Source organism: Streptomyces sp. NPDC002566, assembly GCF_042889585.1.
In the GTDB taxonomy this organism is placed as follows: Bacteria; Actinomycetota; Actinomycetes; order Streptomycetales; family Streptomycetaceae; genus Streptomyces.
In genome coordinates this window covers 750688-768003 of sequence record NZ_JBIARD010000002.1, presented here as the reverse complement: position 1 = coordinate 768003, position 17316 = coordinate 750688, and the positions used below count along the sequence as shown (strand labels likewise).

Below are 17316 nucleotides of genomic sequence, written 5' to 3'. Positions count from 1 at the left end.
CGCCGGACAGTCACGCCGAGGTCATCCGACCACCGCTGCCCGTACGCAGAGGACGTCCGGCAGGTGGGAGGCCAGCTGCCGCCAGGTGTCGCCGTCGTCGGCCGAAGCGAAGACCTCGCCGTTGCGGTTGCCGAAGTACACGCCGGCCGGGTCCGCGTCGTCCGTGCAGAGCGCGTCGCGCAGCACGGTGCCGTAGTGGTCCTCCTGCGGCAGGCCCGCCGTGAGGGGCTCCCAGGTGCGGCCCGCGTCCGCCGTGCGGAACACCCGGCAGCGGTGCTCGGCGGGCACCCGGTCCGCGTCCGCGTTGATCGGGAAGACGTACGCCGTGTCCCCGCGGGTGGGGTGCGCGGCGGCGGCGAAGCCGAAGGTGGACGGCAGCCCCTCGCCGATGTCCGTCCAGTGCGTGCCCGCGTCGTCGCTGCGGTAGACGCCCCAGTGGTTCTGCAGGTAGAGCCGGTCCGGATCGGCCGCGTCCCGCGCCACTTTGTGCACGCACTGGCCGAACTCCGGGTCGGGGTCGGGCAGGAACACGGCGGAGACCCCGGAGTTGGAGGGCTCCCAGCTGGCACCGCCGTCGGCCGTGCGGAACACGCCGGCCGTCGACACGGCCACCGTCACCCGGCGTGGGTCGCGCCGGTCGGTGAGCACCGTGTGCAGGCCCTCCCCACCCCCGCCGGGCACCCACTGCGAGCGCGTGGGGTGCTCCCACAGCGGGCGGATCAGATCGAAGCTCTCCCCGCGGTCCTCTGACCGGTACAGCGCGGCCGGTTCGGTGCCCGCGTAGACCACGTCCGGTTCCGCCACCGACGGGTGCAGCTGCCACACCCGCTCCAGGGAAGCCCCCGTGTCCTGCGGGAACTTGACGGCCGGCGTCGCCGGTTCCGTCCACGTCCGGCCCAGGTCGTCGGAGTGGAACACCGACGGACCCCAGTGCGCGCTGTCCCCGCCGGCGAGGAGCCGCGGGCGGTCACCGCGGGTGTCGACGGCGACCGAGTAGATCGCCTGCGCGTTGAAGTAGGGCGATTCGTCGAACTCCCAGGCGTCCCCGCGCCTGCGGCCGATGAACAGGCCTTTTCGCGTCCCCACCGCGAGCAGTACCTCTGTCATTGCGATCACCTCCGCTGTGCCGCGACGGCTTTGTCCCGGCATCGGCAAGTCTGCACCCCACCACTGACAGTCACCCGCTCAAGCGCGTCGACGCAGGTCACGGCGGCGATGGCGGGAAAGGTCGGCATGGTCTCGGCCACATTCGCCGCAGCCGGGGCTTGGACCGGCGAGAGCGTGGAACTGGCGGGTGGGAGGGATTCGCCCTGAGCATCAGGACCGCCCGCACCGTATGGGAGGGCGCCGGGATGTTCGCGCGCTCATGAGGAGGAAGCCTTCGATGGCGTTCCGTGGTCCGAAGGTGTGGCTGTGGCGTTGGCGGCGCAACCCGCTCAGGCGTCGCGCCGACGTGGTGGAGGCTTGGGTGGTGCTCGGCGCGTGGGCGCTTACCGTTCTCGCCGGGGTCCTGGCCGGCTGGGCGACCGCCCGTTCCGTCGAAGACGGGCTCGCCCGGGAGCGCGTCGAGTGGCGGGCCGTCGCCGGACGGCTGACCGAGCAGGCGCCGGGCAAGGCGTCCGCGCACGCGGGCGCCGCCAGCGGCGACCGGGTGTGGGCCAAGGTCGACTGGACCGCCCCCGACGGCTCCGCCCACGCAGGCCAGGTCCGGGTCGCTCCCGGCAGCACGGCCGGCACCCGCGTCACGATCTGGACGGACCGTCAGGGCCGCCTGGTCACCAAGCCGACCACCGCCGACCAGGCGCGCGTGCGCGCCGCCCTCGTCGGCGTCCTGGCGGGCGCCGGCGCGGCGACCCTGCCCTTCGCGGGCGCCCGCGTCCTGCGCACCCGCCTCGAACGCCGGCGCACGGACCAGTGGGACACGGACTGGGCCCGCTTCGACGCCCTGCGCGGCAAGCCCACGGGCTGACCCGGACCCCCGGTGGCCCGCGGCGGACCACCGGGGCACCCACCCGCTCCGTCCGTCCCACGGGAAGCGGCGCGACCCCGCACGACAGCGGCGCGCCGGCCCGCGCAGGGGCCGACGCGCCGCTCGGGGCGTCCTCGGATCAGCCGTGGTACGTGATGTACCCGTTGCCGTCCGCGTCGTTGGCGCGCTTGGTGTACGCGTGCGTGTCCGCCGCGGCGCCGCCCGGCTTGAGCAGGTAGATGGTGTCCTTGTCGTTGTTCCAGATGAAGTTGCAGTTCTGGCGGTAGGCGACGTTTCCGGCGTCGGACTCGGTGCCGCGGCCGCCGCGCAACGTCACGTAGTCGCCGGGCTCGAGGGTGTGGTTGGCGGTGAAGGTGTACTTGTTGCCGCTGGCGTCCTTGACGGCGTAGCCCTTGAGGTTGACCTTCGCGGTCCGCGAGTAGTTCTTGATCGTCAGGTACTCGTTCTTCGCGTTCCCGCCGGAGCACCGGTTGGAGTCGGCGCCGGGGGCGTCGTACTGCACGCCCTTCACCTTGAGCGGGGACGAGTACTCGGCGGCCTGGGCCGGAACGGCGGTGACCGCGGTGATCGCGACGACCGCGCCTGCCGCGGCCACGGCCGTCAGCGCGTGAGGAGTGCGTATGCGCATGAGGAAATGCCCCCTGATGGTGCGATTGAAGTACGGGGAGCATATCCAAGGTGATCACCGCGTGTGGGAAATGTGCGCGAAATGTGAAGTGCTGACCTGTCAGGAGCTATCGTTCGGTCAGCGCCCTTCCCAGGATGCCGTCGACGTCCGCGCCGCCCGGCCCGTCCGGCAGGGTGCCGAAGGCGTGACCCCAGTCGCCGCCCAGCCGGGTCGCGCAGAAGGCGTCGGCGATCGCCGGCGGGGCGTACCGGACCAGCAGGGACGCCTGGAGAGCGAGCGCCATCCGTTCCACCAGCCGGCGCGCGCCGCCCTCGGTCCCCTCGCTGAGCCGCACGCGGAGCGCGTCGACCGCGGCGTCCAGCCGGGCGTCCGCGCCCCGCGCCGACGCCAGTTCGTCGAACAGGACGTCCGCGGTGGCCGGCTCACGGGTCAGCGCCCGCAGCACGTCGAGGGCGTTGACGTTCCCCGAGCCCTCCCAGATCGACAGCAGCGGCGCCTCTCGGTAATGCCGCGGCATCCCCGAGTCCTCGACGTAGCCGTTGCCGCCCAGGCACTCCAGCGCCTCCGCGGTGAAGGCCGGACCTCGTTTGGTCACCCAGTACTTGCCGACGGCGGTCGCGATCCGCCGGAAGGCCTGCTCGCGCGCGTCCCCGCGCACGGCGCGGTCGGCGGCGCCGGCCAGCCGCAGGGTCAGGGCGGTCGCGGCCTCCGACTCCAGCGCCAGGTCGGCCAGGACGTTGCGCATCAGCGGCTGGTCGATCAGCCGCGCCCCGAACGCGGCCCGGTGGCGGACATGGTGGCCGGCCTCCACGAGCGTCTTGCGCATCAGGGCGGCCGACATCGTCACGCAGTCCAGACGCGTGCAGTTGACCATCTCGATGATGGTCTTCACGCCCTGACCCTCCTCTCCGACCCGCCAGGCCACGGTCCCGTCGAACTCCGGCTCGGCGGAGGCGTTGGAGCGGTTGCCGAGCTTGTCCTTCAGTCGCTGGATGCGGAAGGCGTTGCGGCTGCCGTCGGGCAGCACGCGCGGCACCAGGAAACAGGACAGCCCGCCCGGCGCCTGGGCCAGCACCAGGAACACGTCGCACATCGGTGCCGACGTGAACCACTTGTGGCCCCGCAGGGTGTACACCCCGGGCTCGGCCGTGGGCGTGGCCGTCGTGGTGTTGGTGCGGACGTCGGAACCGCCCTGCTTCTCGGTCATCCCCATGCCCGCCAGCAGGCCCCGCTTCCCCGTCGGAACCCGCAGCCCGGGATCGTAGTGACGACTGGTCAGCAGCGGTTCGTACACCTTCGCCAGCTCCGGTTCGCGGCGCAGCGCGGGGACGGCGGCGTACGTCATCGAGGTGGGGCAGCCGTGTCCGGCGTCTGTATGCCCCCACACGAGTCCGCCGGCGGTGCGGGCCACGTGCGCGCCCGGCCGGGCGTCGGCCCAGGGCGCGCCCGCCTGGCCCTCGGCGACCGCGACCCGCATCAGCTCGTGCCAGCCGGGATGGAAGTCGACCTCGTCCACGCGGTGGCCGTAGCGGTCGTGGGTGCGCAGCTCGGGCTCGTGCCGGTTGGCGAGTTCGGCCCACTCCTGCGCCTGCGGGCCGCCGGCCAGCAGCCCGAGCCGCCGGACGTCCTCCTCGGCCCACCCGGCGCCCTCCCGGCGCAGTCCCTCCAGGAGGGCGGTGTCCTCGGAGGCGTCGTAAGGGGCCAGGGGCGGGGCCTGGTTGGTGACGTCGTGGGTGCCGGACCGCTCGTGCGGGAGTGTCGAGACCATACGCCCATGTTGCACTCCCGCTGCGGCCGCAGCAATAGTGCAACACGGTAGGCGCACGTAAGGTACGTGACCATGCGGATGAACGTGTCAGCGCAGCCCGGCGAGGTCGACCTGCGGCCCCTGTCCGCGCGGTCGGTCGTGCTGAGCCTGCTGCTCGGCACGCATCCGCCGGAGCTGCCGGTGCGGGAGCTGATCCGCGCGGTGGAGCCCTTCGGAGTCGGCGGCTCCACGCTGCGGGCCGCGCTGAGCCGCATGGCGGCCGCCGGCGACCTGCGGCGCACCGACACCGGCTACCGCCTGAGCGACCGCCTGCTGGCCCGGCAGCGCCGCCAGGACGACGCGGTGCGCCCGGCCACGCGCGCGTGGGACGGCGACTGGGAGATGGTGGTGATCACGGCCTCGGGTCGCGGCCCCGCCGAACGCGCGGAACTGCGCGCCCGCCTGACCGCTCTGCGCCTCGCGGAACTGCGCGAGGGCGTCTGGCTGCGCCCCGCCAACCTCGCCCGGGCCCTGCCGGACGACCTGCGCGAGGTGGCGCAGCACTACACCGCCCGCCCCGGTCTGCCCGAGCGCCGGCTGGCCGCAACGCTCTGGCCGCTGGACGCCTGGGCGGCCACTGCCCGGGCCCTGCTCGCGCACATCGGCCGGGCGCCCGGCCCGGCCGACCGCTTCACCGCCTACGCGGCCGTCGTACGCCACCTGCTCGCCGACCCGGTTCTCCCGCCCCGGCTGCTCCCCGACGGCTGGCCGGGCGCCGATCTGAGGGCCGCCTACGCGGACTACCGGCGGGAGGTGGCCGAGGCGGTGCGGGCGTGAGACGGGGGCGGCGAACGGCCGCCCGGCATCCGGTGCTTGATGCCCGGCGCACGTGCGGCGACCGTACGGAGCGCTGTGTGGGGAGCGCTCCGTACGGCCGCCTTCACCGTGGGGGGCTACCTGTAGGTGATGTCGGAAGCGGAGTACTTGCAGTACGTTCCGTCGGCGTTGGTGCCGTTGGTCGTCGGTTCCTTGCCCGTGTTGTTCCCGATGTACTTCTGGCACGGGATGATCTTCTTGCTGCCGTCCCCGATGATGGTGATCTTCTTCAGGGACGCGCTGTCGCCGTAGTTGGTGTTGATGCCAGCGAGCTTGCCGCCCTTCCAGTTCACCTCGATGGTGTTGAGGTTGATCGTCCGCTTGTACTGCGTCGAGCAGTTGCCGCAGGAGCGGACGAAGGTGCCGAAGTTCTTCACGGCGAAGTCGGAGATGTTGAGCGTCCCGGCGCCGTTGAACTGGAACACCTTGTCGCTGGCTTCCTTCGCCCCGCCGCCGGAGACGGTGTAGACGTTGGACGACGAGGAGCCGCGGAACGTCGCCGCGTCCTCGCCGACGTCCTCCCACCAGACGTTCTGCAGGGTGCAACTGCCCTTGCAGTGGACGCCGTCGGCGGCGGGGGCGCCGATGATGACGTTCTTCAGGACGGCGCCGGGGGCCAGTTCGAGGATGGGGCCCTGGTCCTCGTCCTGACTGCCGCTGCCCAGGTCGCCGGTGCCGTACAGGCGCTTCATCCCGTAGTCCTTGGTGCCCGAGACCTGGATGGTGGAGGACACTCCCTGGCTGCCGTTGGCGGAGGGCCAGGTGGCGGCGACGGCCGGAGTGGAGAGCGCGCCATCCGCCATGATCATGCCAACCGACAGGCCCAGGGCGGCCAGCGTGCCGGTCAGCGCGCGCACGCGGGTGCGCGAGCGTGACGAAGAAGTCATGTCCCGAATCCTTCTTCCTGTTGGGGGGATGTGGGGGAGGTCAGAGCTTTCCGGCGCCCGCGCCGGCCGTCACCGAGGCGACGACGGACGAGGCCGGCTCCGCGGTGTAGCTGTACGGGGCGCTGGTGAACGTGCCGGTCCGGGAGATCTCGGTCGCGGCTCCGCCGAGATCGTTGCCGCGAAGGTTGGCGAACCCGTCGACGTCGCTGCTGCGGTTCGTGGTGACCGCGATCTTGGTCGAGCGGAAGACGTTGTTCTCCACCAGCATCTGCGCGCCCATCCGGGAGTGCACCGCGGTGTCGGCGCCCACGACGTAGTTGTCGTAGAAGTGTCCGGTGCCGAAGCGCAGGCTCGGGATGCGCGAGTAGACGTCGCTGAAGTGGTTGTGGTGGTACGTCACCTTCAAGTGGCCGGTGTCCTGGCTCGCGTTCTTGTCGCTGTGACCGACGAGCGAGCCCTTGAAGTGGTCCTTGAAGGTGTTCCAGGACACCGTCACGTTGTCGGAGCCGTGGTTGATGTCCAGCAGGCCGTCGTAGTAGTCCTTGTCGTGAGCGCGGTCCGCCGAGAAGGAGTTGTGGTCGATCCACACCTTCGTGGACGACTCCACCGTGACGCCGTCGGACGGCGCCAGCGGCTTGCTGATGTTCAGGTTGCGGATGACGACGTTCGTGACCTTCTTCAACCGCAGTCCGCCGCCGGTGAACCCGGACGACGAACCGACGCCCAGAACCGTGGTGTTGGACCCGACGTCGACCTGACCGCTGAGCGTGATCAGACCGTTGACCTTCACCACCTTGGCCGCGTTGCCGGTGACGGCCGTCCTGAAGGCAGCGAGCGTCGAGACGGTGACGGCTGCCGCACCGCCTCCGCCGGTCGTCCCGGCGCCGAAGCCGATCGGCGCGCTGTCCGCGGCGCCGGCCTGCTGGGGGGAGGCGAGGACCGTCACGCCGGCGAGCGCGAGCGCGAGCGCCGTCGCCGTCGGAGAGGACCTTTGCGCGCGTGTATGTGGGGGGCCTGTACGCATGCGGGTGCGTCCCTTCGAAAGGGCTTGCTCGGTCGTATACGTGAATGATGTGCTGACTGCTGAACGTCATACGCAGGCAGAGTGGTCTGGTGGGGGCCTGTGTGAGCTGCTTGTCCACAGTGCTGAACGGAACGTAGAGGGCAAGCGCTTTCTAGTCAACGGTTTGCGCGGAACGCGTTCAGCTACTCCTTGTCCTCGGTGCGGGGGTGCCGAGAGGTGGCGTGGGAGCGCTTCCATGACGGGCGTGTGCATGCCACCATTCGTGCGGACGCCCTCCATTCGGCGCCGGACCCCGCTGTCCGTGCCGCCGGCCGGGCGGACCGCCTGCTGAGCCACCTTTCGCGCACTGAGCCGCCGTCAGAAAGGACCAGCACGTGCACACCCTCAACCCGCCTCTAGGAGCGCTGCGTTCGGCGCTCGCCGCGCTGGTGCTCCTGCTCACCGGCGCCCTTCTCGCCGCCCCCACCGCCACCGCGAGCCCGCGGTCCGCGCAGACGCCTGTGCCGGCCGCCGCCCTCACCGAGGTCACCGGCTTCGGCGCCAACCCAAGCAACCTCCGGATGTACGTGTACGTGCCGGCCAACGTGGCCGCGCGCCCCGCGGTCCTCGTCGCCGTCCACTACTGCACCGGCTCGGGACCCGCCATGTACTCCGGCACCGAGTACGCCCAACTCGCCGACCGGTACGGGTTCGTGGTCGTCTACCCGTCCGTCACCCGCAGCAGCAAGTGCTTCGACGTCTCCTCGCCCCAGGCCCTTCGGCGCGGCGGCGGCAGCGACCCCGTCGGCATCAAGTCCATGGTCGACTGGGTGGGCGCCCACTACTCCTCCGACCCCACGCGCGTGTACGTCACCGGCATCTCCTCCGGGGCGATGATGACCAACGTCCTCCTCGGCGACTATCCCGACGTCTTCGCCGCCGGCGCGGCTTTCGCCGGCGTCCCCTTCGGCTGCTTCGCGACCACCGACGGCTCCGAGTGGAACAGCGCCTGCGCCCAGGGCACCGTGAGCCGCACCCCGCAGCAGTGGGGCGATCTCGTCCGCGGCGCCTACCCCGGCTACACCGGGGCCCGGCCGCGCATGCAGCTGTGGCACGGCACCGAGGACGACGTGCTGCGCTACCCCAACTTCGGCGAGATGATCAAGCAGTGGACCAACGTGCGGGGCTTCTCCCAGACCCCGGCCGCCACCGACTCCCCGCAGTCCGGCTGGACCCGCACCCGCTACGGCGGCACCGGTGACCGCGCCGCCGTCGAGGCCGTCAGCCTCCGGGGCGTCGGGCACAACGTGTACGCCTGGGGCATGGGCGCGCGCGTGATCACCTTCTTCGGCCTGGACGCCGGCGGCGGCCCCGGCCCCGGACCCGATCCCGAGCCCCCGGCCGGGCCCTGCAAGGTGACCGCGTCCACCAGCGCCTGGAGCACCGGCCTGACCGCCTCGATCACCCTGACCAACACCGGCACCACCACCGTCAGCGGCTGGCGGCTCGGGTTCACCCTGCCCGCAGGCCAGAGCATCACCGGCGGCTGGAGCGCCACGTACGCACCGGCCGCGGGAGCGGTGACCGCGACCAACGCGCCGTACAACGGCACGCTCGCGTCGAACGCCACCGTCACCATCGGATACCAGGCGAACCACACCGGCGACAGCGCCGCGCCGACCGCCTTCACCCTCAACGGGGCTGTCTGCACGACGAGCTGACGCACCGTCCCTTCTGTGCGGCGTGCGGCCCCCCTTCGTCACCGTCGGCCGGGGGCCGCACGCGTGCGCGTGCGCGCTCGTCGTGGGGCGGTGGAAAATGCCGGGCGGCCGGTGAAGGCCGAGGGGTAGCGTCCCCCGGGTCCCGGGCACCGGCCCGGCGGAAGGAGACCCGAGGATGACGTCCGACGACGTGATGAGGCTGTTCGCCGACGAGAAGAAGGTGCGCGCCTTCGCCGCCGTCGCCTTGGGCGCGCGTGGTCCCGCCGAGGTCGCCGAGCGGGCCGGGCTGTCGGCCAAGGAGACCCTCGCCGCGCTGCGCCGGCTGCAGGACCGCGAGGTCGTCGTGTCGGACGACGGGGGACTGGCGGTCGCGTACGACCTGTTCCGCGACCTCGCCCGGGAGACGGCCGCGAGCGGCGAGCCGCCGCGCGACCACGGCACCGGGGACGAGCGCGTCGAGGCGCTGCTGCGGACGTTCGTGCGCGACGGGCGGCTGGTGCGGCTGCCCGCGCAGTGGGAGCGCAAGAAGCTCGTGCTGCGCCATGTCGCCGAGCGCAGCTTCGAGGCGGGACGGGAGTACTCCGAGCGGGAGGTCGACGACCGGCTGCGCGCCTGGTGCCCCGACGAGGGCGTCGACCACGTGACCCTGCGCCGCCACCTCGTCGACCTGCATCACCTCGACCGCCAGGACGGCGTCTACCGACGCTCACCGGAGGACACGGCGCTGCTCGCCTGAACGGCGGGTGCCCGCCCCCGGAGGCGGGGTCGGGCGGCCTGACGGGTGCCCGGTCCGGCGTTGATGCCGGGGGGTGGGTTGCGCTGCCCGGCGTTGGCGGGGTGCCGCCGCGCCCACCCGTGCCGCCCTTGGCGGCACGATTGCCCGCGGTTGACGGCTGAGTTCGCGGTCCGGCACCGGCGTGGTGCGCGGTCCGGTGGTCGGCGGGGTGTCGCCGCGCTCTCGCAAGTCGCCGATGGCTGGGCGCAGGGAGTCAGTGGTTCGGGTGGGTCGCTGCTGCTTTCAGTGCGGCCCAGTCCGGGAGCTTGACCACGCCTCGGCCCAGTGAGGCCCCGAGTTCCGCCTCGGCCCGTTCGATCGCCAGCCAGCCCGGCCACTCGACGGGCTCGGCGCCTTCGGCGCGCAGGGCGACCAGGGGATCGCCGGGCAGCTCCCGCGCGACGAGGGCGGGGGCGTCCGCGAGCAGCGAGGTGACCGTCTCCTTCGCGCACGGCCGGTTCGTGCCGATGACACCCGTCGGGCCCCGCTTGATCCAGCCCGCGACGTACTCGCCCCGCGACACCACGCCCTCACGCACCACACGCCCCGCGACGTGCGGCACCGTGCCGCGCTCCACGTCGAACGGCAGCCCTTCCAAGGGCACCCCGCGATACCCCACCGACCGCAGCACCAACTGCGCCGCGACCTCCTCGTAGCGGCCCGTGCCCGTCACCCCGCCCCGTCCGTCCGGCGCGGTCCGCTCGAAGCGCACGGCGGCCACGCGGCCCGCTTCGGCGAGCAGTTCGACCGGCCGCAGGAAGAAGCGCAGGCGGATCCGGCGTCGTAGCCCCTTGGGCGGCACGGCGGCCCAGCCGCGCAGGACCTCCACGTTGCGGCGCTGGGCGGCCGGCAGGGCGGACGGGTCGGCGCAGGCCGGATCGAGGGCGAGTTCCGCCTCGTCGACGACGACGTCGGTGTCGGCCAGCGAGCCCAGCTCCCGCAGCTCCTTGGTGGTGAAGCGGGCCTGGGACGGGCCGCGCCGCCCCACCATGTGGATCTCGGTCACCTCGCTCGCGGCCAGCGCGGTCAGCGCCGCCTGCGGCATGTCGGTGGGGCTCAGCTCCGCCGCCCCGCGCGCGAGGATGCGGGTGACGTCCACGGCCACGTTCCCCACGCCGACGACCACGGCCGAGCGCGCGCCGGTCAGGAAGCCGTCGGCGCCGGCGTCCGGGTGGGCGCTGTACCAGGACACGAACTCCGTCGCCGACCAGCTGCCGGGCAGGTCCTCGCCGGGGATGCCGAGCCGCCGGTCCGTCGCGGCGCCCACGCAGTACACCACCGCGTGGTACAGCTCCCGCAGCCGCTCCACGGGCACTCCGCCGGCCCCGGCCCGCACCCCGCCGAGGAAGCGCACGCGCGCGTGCTCCAGCACCGTGCGCAGGTTCTGCTGGAGGGACTTGATCTTCTCGTGGTCCGGGGCGACCCCGTACCGCACCAGCCCGTACGGGCACGGCAGCCTGTCCAGGACGTCGACGAGGACCTCCTGGTCCATCTGTACGAGGCTCTGGGCGGTGTAGACACCACTCGGCCCGGAGCCGACGACGGCGACACGCAGCACGGCCGGACTCCTTACCCCGAGGGACGGAGGGATGCGCCGGCACTTCCAGCATCGCACCGCCGCGGCTCCCCTGACAGGGTGCCGCGACCGGCACACGCGCGTACGCCCGCCCGCACGGAGGGTGACCATATCGTTACGTCACGTGCGGCGGCTGGGATCCCGTCCGGCCGCACGGCCCTCCGCCGCCCCGCCGCCCCGCCGCCCCGTCGCCCCGAGCGCCGGCGATGCCCGCCGGCCCGGGCCCCGCCGGTCACAGCATCGTGCGCATGCGGGAGATCTCCGAGGTCTGCTCGGCGACCACGTCGTCCGCCATCTCCTCGATACGGATGTTGTTCCCCTGGGCCTTGACGTCCGCAGCCATGGTGAGCGCACCCTCGTGGTGGGTGATCATCAAGGCGAGGAACAGCTTGTCGAAGGCCTTGCCGTCGGCCGCGCGGAGCTGCTTCATCTGCGCCTCGGTCGCCATCCCGGGCATCGCGCCGTGATGGTGCGCGTTTCCCCCGTCGCCCGCCTTGCCGCCCGCCTCCGCCTTGCCGTACTTGCCGAGCCAGCTCTTCATGGCCGCGATCTCCGGCCCCTGCGCGGCCGTGATCCGGGCGGCGAGCGACTTGACCGTCGCCGACTCGGCCTGCTTCGGGGCGAGCGCGGTCATCTCCAGGGCCTGTGCGTGGTGCACGATCATCATCTGGGCGAAGGAGACGTCGGCCGAGTTCGGGGTGTCGTCCTCCGCGCGGTGCGCCGCCGCTTCCCCGGGCGACAAAGTCCGGTTCGCCTCGCCCGGCTTGCCCGGCGCGATCACCGAAGGCCCGCTCGCCGCATCGGATTTGTCGTCCGGCCCGGAGTCGCAACCGCCGAGGACGAGCACGAGCAGCGAGGCGGTGACGAGGGGCGCGCGACGTAAAAGCACAACAACCTCCTGGTGAGGGCCGGTTGACGACCCGGGCGGACCTGGCGGGACCGTGGTGCGGTCTACCGGGAGTCTGGACCACGTTGATCGAAAACATTCATTACGAGTGCGTTGCCGCCTGTTGATCTGTGCATGATGAAGACGATACTTCGGAGGACCGTGAACCGTTCCCGAGCGAACGGCATCAAGGGAGGACGCAGTGACCCTGTTGAACGAATCCCGAACGCGGCGCAGACGACTGGGAGTCGTCGCCGCCTGTGCCGGACTCATGGCCGCGCTGCTGACCGCGGCCCCGGCCGCGGCGACCCCGGACCCGGGGGACGGCCCGGCCGTCGAACGTGAAGTGTCCCAGCGCGCGCAGGCCGAGGCCGCGGAGGCGATCGCCGCCGGCGAGATACCCGGCAAGGACGAGATCGTCCACTCGGACAACATCGAGCACGTCGCGAACGTTCCCAAGGACGCCTTACCCGGCACCAACTCCGACCTCGCCTTCCAGGGCAAGTACGCCTTCTCCGGCAACTACGACGGCTTCCGGATCTTCGACATCAGCAAGCCGAAGGCCCCGAAGACCGTCGCCCAGGTGCTCTGCCCGGGCTCGCAGAACGACATCTCCGTCTCCGGCGACCTGCTGTTCCTGTCCACCGACTCCTCGCGCAGCGACAGCAGTTGCAACAGCACCACCCAGCCCGCGACCGAGAAGTCCTCCTGGGAGGGCATCAAGGTCTTCGACATCAGCGACAAGCAGAACCCCAAGTACGTCGCCGCCGTCGAGACCGCCTGCGGCTCGCACACCCACACGCTGGTGCCCGAGCGCAAGAACGTCTACGTGTACGTCTCCTCGTACTCGCCCAACGCCGCCTACCCCGACTGCCAGCCCCCGCACGACGGCATCTCGGTCATCAAGGTGCCGCGCAAGGCGCCCGAGAAGGCCGCGGTCGTGGGCTTCCCCGTCCTCTTCCCCGGTGAGGGACCGGACGGCGGCGGCAACCCCGGCGGACCCACCAACCCGGGCGTCTCCAAGACGACCGGCTGCCACGACATCACCGTGCTGCCGGAGGAGGACCTCGCGGCCGGCGCCTGCATGGGCGACGGCATCCTGTTCTCCATCAAGAACCCGGAGAAGCCCAAGGTGATCGACCGGGTCCAGGACAACGTGAACTTCGCGTTCTGGCACTCGGCGACCTTCAACCAGAAGGCGAACAAGGTCGTCTTCACCGACGAGCTGGGCGGCGGCGGCGCGGCCACCTGCACCGCCGAGATCGGCCCGAACCGCGGCGCCGACGGCATCTACGACATCGTCGGCAAGGGCGACAAGCGCAAGCTCGTCTTCCGCAGCTACTTCAAGATCCCCCGGCACCAGGGTCCCACCGAGGTCTGCGTCGCCCACAACGGCTCGCTGATCCCGGTCGAGGGCAAGGACATCATGGTCCAGGCCTGGTACCAGGGCGGCGTCTCCGTCTGGGACTTCACCGACTCCGCCAGCCCGCAGGAGATCGCCTACTTCGAGCGCGGTCCGGTTGACACCGAGCGGCTGACCACCGCCGGCCCCTGGTCGGCGTACTACTACAACGGCTACATCTACTCGAACGACATCGCCAAGGGCTTCGACGTGCTGAAGATCGACGACAAGCGCACGAACCCGGCCAAGCGCGTGCACCTGCCCGAACTGAACGTCCAGACCCAGCCGGACTACTTCGACTGATCCCCGGCCGGCTGTATCCCGGCCGGCTGAATCCCGGTGGTCCGAGCCTCGGCGGGGTGAACCCCGGCCGGCGGACTCCCGGCAGGCCGTCCCGTCGCGAAGAAGCGTGACAGGTCCGTCTCACAGGTCCCGCCGGGCGCCACGGCGTCCGGCGGGACCCCCTGTCCCCACCCGAGCCGGTAGCGCGTGAACAGCTCCGCGCGCACCGGCGGGAGGGGCATCCCCACATCGGGCAGCACCATCGCGTAGACCGAGCCCATCAGCAGCGAACGCAGCACCGGGTAGTCGGTGTCGACGTCGCACGAGCCGTGCCGGGCCACCGTGTCCCGCAGCAGTTCCGCCAGCCGCCGCTGCTCCGGACACCGCACGAAGCCCTCCGCCTGGAGCAGCCCCGCCATGTGCTGGCGCATCAGCACGGGCCGGTCCCGCGCCAGCCCCAGGATCGCGTCGATGGCCCGCGCCAGCCGCTCCCGGCCGTCCTCGGTACGCGGCTCCCGCTCCAGCGCCTCCTCCAGCGTGCGGTGCATCAAGCGGTGCACGGCCGACTGGACCAACTGCCGCTTGCCGGGGAAGTAGTACGACACCAGGCCCCTGGCCGAGCCCGCCCGGTCCGCGATGTCGCCGAGCGTCGTCGCCTCGTACCCGCGCTCGTTCACCAACTCCACCGCCGCCTGCAGCAGTCGCTCCCGGGAACGCCGCCGCAATTCTTCATTGACCGAGGCGCTGCGCGGGGACATCCTGGAACTCCTGCGTTGGCTGGCTGCCAGCCAACTATAGTCAGGGACATCCCGGTGGGCTCCGCTCGGAACCGTGCCGGGCTGCCGCCTGCTCTGGGCGACGCGGGGGATCGTCCAGAGTGGGCGCGCTTTCTCCCCGATAGTGGCCTGAGGCTCCTTCCGGCGCGGAGGGGGTCCGGACAGCGGAGGGCTGCCGGGCAGGGTTCCATGCACCGCGTGCACGGTCCCCGCCCCGCCGATCCGGGCCCACCGCCGCCGTCTCAGCCCACGAGCTCCAGCACCGGCCGCAGCCCGCAGGGCCGTTCCGCCACCGGCAGATGATCCACGAAGTGGACCGCGCAGCCCAACTGCGCGGCACCGCCGTCGGCCCTGCGGTCGTCGCCCACCATCAGCGTCGTCCGCGGATCGACACCGAGCCTCTCGCACGCCGTCGCGAACAGCAGCGGGTCCGGCTTCTGGACGCCGTGCTCGTACGACAGGACGTACGCGTCGACGAACGGGTCGAGACCGTGCTCGCGGAACACCGGCCGCGGATCCCAGCCGATGTTGCTCACCACGCCCACCCGGATCCCACGCTCGCGCAGCGCGCCCAGCACCTCGGAGGCGTCCGGGTACGGGGTCCAGGCAGCCGGCGTCATGTGCCGGTCGTACAGCGCGTCGTGCAGGGCCGGGCCGGGCAGCGGGACCTGGCGGGAGAGCCCGGTGTAGGCGGCCCGGTGCAGCTCGGCGCTCCGGTCCCGGTCCCGCCACAGCCCGACCAGCTCCTCGGGCACCCGCACGGGAGGCGCGCCGCCCGGCAGCGCTCCGGCCGCCTCCAGCGCCCGCGCCGCGTCCGCCATCTCCTCCTCGTCCGGCGCGGCACCGGCAGCGTCCAGCACGGCACGCAGCCAGGCCTCGGTGGACTCGATGCGGAAGAGGGTGCCGGAGAAGTCGAACAGCACAGCTGTGGTCATGCAATCGATCTTACGGAGCCGGCGAGTCGGCCTTCCAGAGGCGGAAAGGACCTCGGGCCTGACCGGCCGTCGTACGCCCGCGGGACCTTGAGGGCATCGCCGTCGCGGCGCGTCACGGCCGCCAGCGGACGTGGGCCGCGATCGCCAGGGCGACCAGCGACGCGCCCAGCAGCCAGCCGCCCAGGACGTCCGAGGCCCAGTGGACGCCCAGCCAGATCCGGGTCAGGCCCACGCCCACCGCGGAGACCGCCGCCACCGCGACAGCCGTACGCCACAGGGCGGCGCTCACGCTCTCGCGGCGCAGGATCCACAGGACGAGACCGAGGGCGACGACGGCCGTGAGGGCGTGGCCGGACGGGTAGGCCGCGTAGTGGGCGGAGTCGACCGGGTCCGGCCAGACCGGGCGCGCGCGGCCGACGGCGGCCTTCATGACCTGCTGGACGACGGTGCCCACCGCCGAGGTCGTCACCAGCCACGCCGCCGTCCACCACGCGCCGCGGCGCCACACCAGCCACACGGCGACCGCCGCGCACAGCAGCCGCATGACCAGCGGGTCCCAGACCCAGTCGGTGAGCACCCGGCAGACCTGTGTCACGTCGGGGTCGGCGACGGCCCAGCGGTGGGTGGTGCGGGCGATGTCGCCGTCCACGGACATCAGCGGACGCCACTCCGCCACGACAAGGAGCATGAGCAGCAGGGAGGACAGCCCCAGGGCCAGCGCGGCGCGCAGTGCCGTGCGGTACGGCGAGGGGGCGGGCGGGGAGTCGACGGACGGCGAGTGCATGCCCTGATCCTTGCCCGAGTCGGAAGTTCGAAGCCTACCTGGGGGCCGGTCGTGGACCCTCCCGCTCTCCCGTGCGGCGCGCCTCAGCCGAGCGCCCGCAGTCCCGGTACCAGCGTCACCGCAACCGGGATCACCGGAACCAGCGCGGCCGTCGCCGTCAGCCCGAGTCGGCGGGACGCGCTCAGCCGGTCCGGAGGCGTCAGCAGCCGTCGTACCCGCAGCGGCACGTGCGCGTGCGGGGCGGGGGAGGGGCCGAAGACACCCCGGTCCTCGTTGAGTTCGACGAGGGCGAGCGCGGTCGTCAGCCGGCCGAAGCGGCGGGAGGCCATGTCGTCGGCGGACAGTTCGACCAGGCGGTGCATCTCGTCGCGGAACGCGGCGAACACCGGCACCTGCGGAAACCCGTTCGCCAGCGCGGCCGAGCAGTGCAGCAGCCAGTCGTGCCGCGCCTGGGCGTGCCCCTGCTCATGGGCAAGCACCGCATCGAGCTGACGGCCTTTCAGTCGGCGCAACGCGGCTGTCGTCACCACGAGTTGAGGCGTTCCGTCGGCCAGCCATGACGCCTCGGGTCGCTCGTCCTCCAGCACCACCAGCTGTCCCGTGGTCGCCGCCTCGCCCGGCAACAGCGGTGCCCGCAGCCGCAGTTCGGCCCGACGGCGGCGCTGCCCCGACCGCGCGCGGGCGACCTCACGTACGAGCATCGCCCCGCTCCACAGCCCCGCGCACGCCAGAGCCGTCGCGGTCGCCGCCGCCCAGGGCCCGCTCGCGCTCAGCGCGTACGCCTCCACGACGCCGCTCGGGGCTGACGCGAAGACGTGCCCGCGCACCGCCTGCCAGGCCGCCGCCGCGCTCAGCGTCATCGACAGGGCGCAGCACAGCAGCACCGCCGCCACGACGCACTGCCACGTCCACAGCGCCACCACCGGTTCACGGTCCGGCCAGTCGGCCCGGACGAGCAGCCGAGGACCGGCCACGGCGGTCAGGGCGCCGAGCAGGAGCAGGACTGCGGGGACCATCATGGGCAGCACCCTATGAGCGGCGTACCGCG

General features: G+C 72.3%; 16 protein-coding genes. 5 read left to right on the top strand and 11 right to left on the bottom strand.

Going from position 1 to position 17316, the window contains the following annotated elements; all coding sequences use genetic code 11:
- Positions 1-21 precede the first annotated feature (21 nt).
- Positions 22-1107: a WD40/YVTN/BNR-like repeat-containing protein gene (locus ACFYXA_RS10545; protein ID WP_389030634.1), complete on the bottom strand. Its 1086-nt coding sequence runs from the start codon at positions 1105-1107 to the stop codon at positions 22-24.
- A gap of 277 nt (positions 1108-1384) precedes the next feature.
- Between ACFYXA_RS10545 and ACFYXA_RS10540 the strand changes: the two genes are divergently transcribed.
- Positions 1385-1969: a hypothetical protein gene (locus tag ACFYXA_RS10540; protein WP_389030631.1), complete on the top strand. Its 585-nt coding sequence runs from the start codon at positions 1385-1387 to the stop codon at positions 1967-1969.
- A gap of 139 nt (positions 1970-2108) precedes the next feature.
- Here ACFYXA_RS10540 and ACFYXA_RS10535 read toward each other — a convergent pair whose 3' ends face one another.
- Positions 2109-2618: a lamin tail domain-containing protein gene (locus ACFYXA_RS10535; RefSeq protein WP_352247023.1), complete on the bottom strand. Its 510-nt coding sequence runs from the start codon at positions 2616-2618 to the stop codon at positions 2109-2111.
- Positions 2619-2724: 106 nt separating this feature from the next.
- Positions 2725-4386: an acyl-CoA dehydrogenase family protein gene (locus tag ACFYXA_RS10530; RefSeq protein ID WP_389030626.1), complete on the bottom strand. Its 1662-nt coding sequence runs from the start codon at positions 4384-4386 to the stop codon at positions 2725-2727.
- Between the two features lie 72 nt (positions 4387-4458).
- On the opposite strand from ACFYXA_RS10530, the gene ACFYXA_RS10525 reads away from it, so the two are divergent.
- A complete protein-coding gene (locus ACFYXA_RS10525) occupies positions 4459-5202 on the top strand; it encodes a PaaX family transcriptional regulator C-terminal domain-containing protein (RefSeq protein WP_389030623.1) in 744 nt (247 codons plus the stop codon).
- 116 nt (positions 5203-5318) lie between these two features.
- On the opposite strand, the gene ACFYXA_RS10520 is transcribed toward ACFYXA_RS10525, so the two are convergent.
- Together ACFYXA_RS10520 and ACFYXA_RS10515 are read right to left on the bottom strand one after the other, a co-directional pair.
- Positions 5319-6128 carry a pectate lyase gene (locus ACFYXA_RS10520; RefSeq protein ID WP_389030620.1) on the bottom strand — a complete coding sequence of 270 codons (810 nt, stop codon included), beginning with the start codon at positions 6126-6128 and terminating at the stop codon, positions 5319-5321.
- Positions 6129-6168: 40 nt separating this feature from the next.
- Positions 6169-7152: a polysaccharide lyase family 1 protein gene (locus tag ACFYXA_RS10515; RefSeq protein WP_389030617.1), complete on the bottom strand. Its 984-nt coding sequence runs from the start codon at positions 7150-7152 to the stop codon at positions 6169-6171.
- 374 nt (positions 7153-7526) lie between these two features.
- On the opposite strand from ACFYXA_RS10515, the gene ACFYXA_RS10510 reads away from it, so the two are divergent.
- Entirely contained in the window at positions 7527-8852 is a 1326-nt protein-coding gene (locus ACFYXA_RS10510) for a PHB depolymerase family esterase (protein WP_389030614.1), read from the top strand.
- 175 nt (positions 8853-9027) lie between these two features.
- Positions 9028-9588, top strand: coding sequence for a DUF2087 domain-containing protein (locus ACFYXA_RS10505; protein ID WP_352247018.1), 561 nt, complete (start codon positions 9028-9030; stop codon positions 9586-9588).
- A 253-nt stretch (positions 9589-9841) separates the two neighbouring features.
- Here the strand turns inward: ACFYXA_RS10505 and ACFYXA_RS10500 are convergent, their stop codons facing one another.
- Both ACFYXA_RS10500 and ACFYXA_RS10495 read right to left on the bottom strand, forming a co-directional pair.
- The gene (locus ACFYXA_RS10500) at positions 9842-11185 is read right to left on the bottom strand and encodes an FAD-dependent oxidoreductase (RefSeq protein ID WP_389030610.1); all 1344 of its coding nucleotides are present in this window, start codon (positions 11183-11185) and stop codon (positions 9842-9844) included.
- A 250-nt stretch (positions 11186-11435) separates the two neighbouring features.
- Complete coding sequence (locus ACFYXA_RS10495; protein WP_389030607.1) at positions 11436-12092, bottom strand: DUF305 domain-containing protein; 657 nt, start codon at positions 12090-12092, stop codon at positions 11436-11438.
- Between the two features lie 199 nt (positions 12093-12291).
- Between ACFYXA_RS10495 and ACFYXA_RS10490 the strand changes: the two genes are divergently transcribed.
- Positions 12292-13794, top strand: a complete 1503-nt coding sequence (locus ACFYXA_RS10490) for a hypothetical protein (RefSeq protein ID WP_351332640.1) — start codon at positions 12292-12294, stop codon at positions 13792-13794.
- On the opposite strand, the gene ACFYXA_RS10485 is transcribed toward ACFYXA_RS10490, so the two are convergent.
- The 4 genes from ACFYXA_RS10485 to ACFYXA_RS10470 form a co-directional block, all read right to left on the bottom strand.
- On the bottom strand, positions 13782-14531 hold the full coding sequence (locus ACFYXA_RS10485; RefSeq protein WP_352247015.1) for a helix-turn-helix domain-containing protein: 750 nt from the start codon (positions 14529-14531) through the stop codon (positions 13782-13784). The two genes, ACFYXA_RS10490 and ACFYXA_RS10485, sit on opposite strands and share 13 nt — an antisense overlap.
- Positions 14532-14791: 260 nt before the next feature.
- Positions 14792-15484: an HAD family hydrolase gene (locus tag ACFYXA_RS10480; protein ID WP_389030602.1), complete on the bottom strand. Its 693-nt coding sequence runs from the start codon at positions 15482-15484 to the stop codon at positions 14792-14794.
- A 112-nt stretch (positions 15485-15596) separates the two neighbouring features.
- On the bottom strand, positions 15597-16268 hold the full coding sequence (locus tag ACFYXA_RS10475) for a phosphatase PAP2 family protein (protein ID WP_389030599.1): 672 nt from the start codon (positions 16266-16268) through the stop codon (positions 15597-15599).
- 83 nt (positions 16269-16351) lie between these two features.
- The gene (locus tag ACFYXA_RS10470; protein WP_389030596.1) at positions 16352-17287 is read right to left on the bottom strand and encodes a M56 family metallopeptidase; all 936 of its coding nucleotides are present in this window, start codon (positions 17285-17287) and stop codon (positions 16352-16354) included.
- Between the last annotated feature and the right edge of the window lie 29 nt (positions 17288-17316).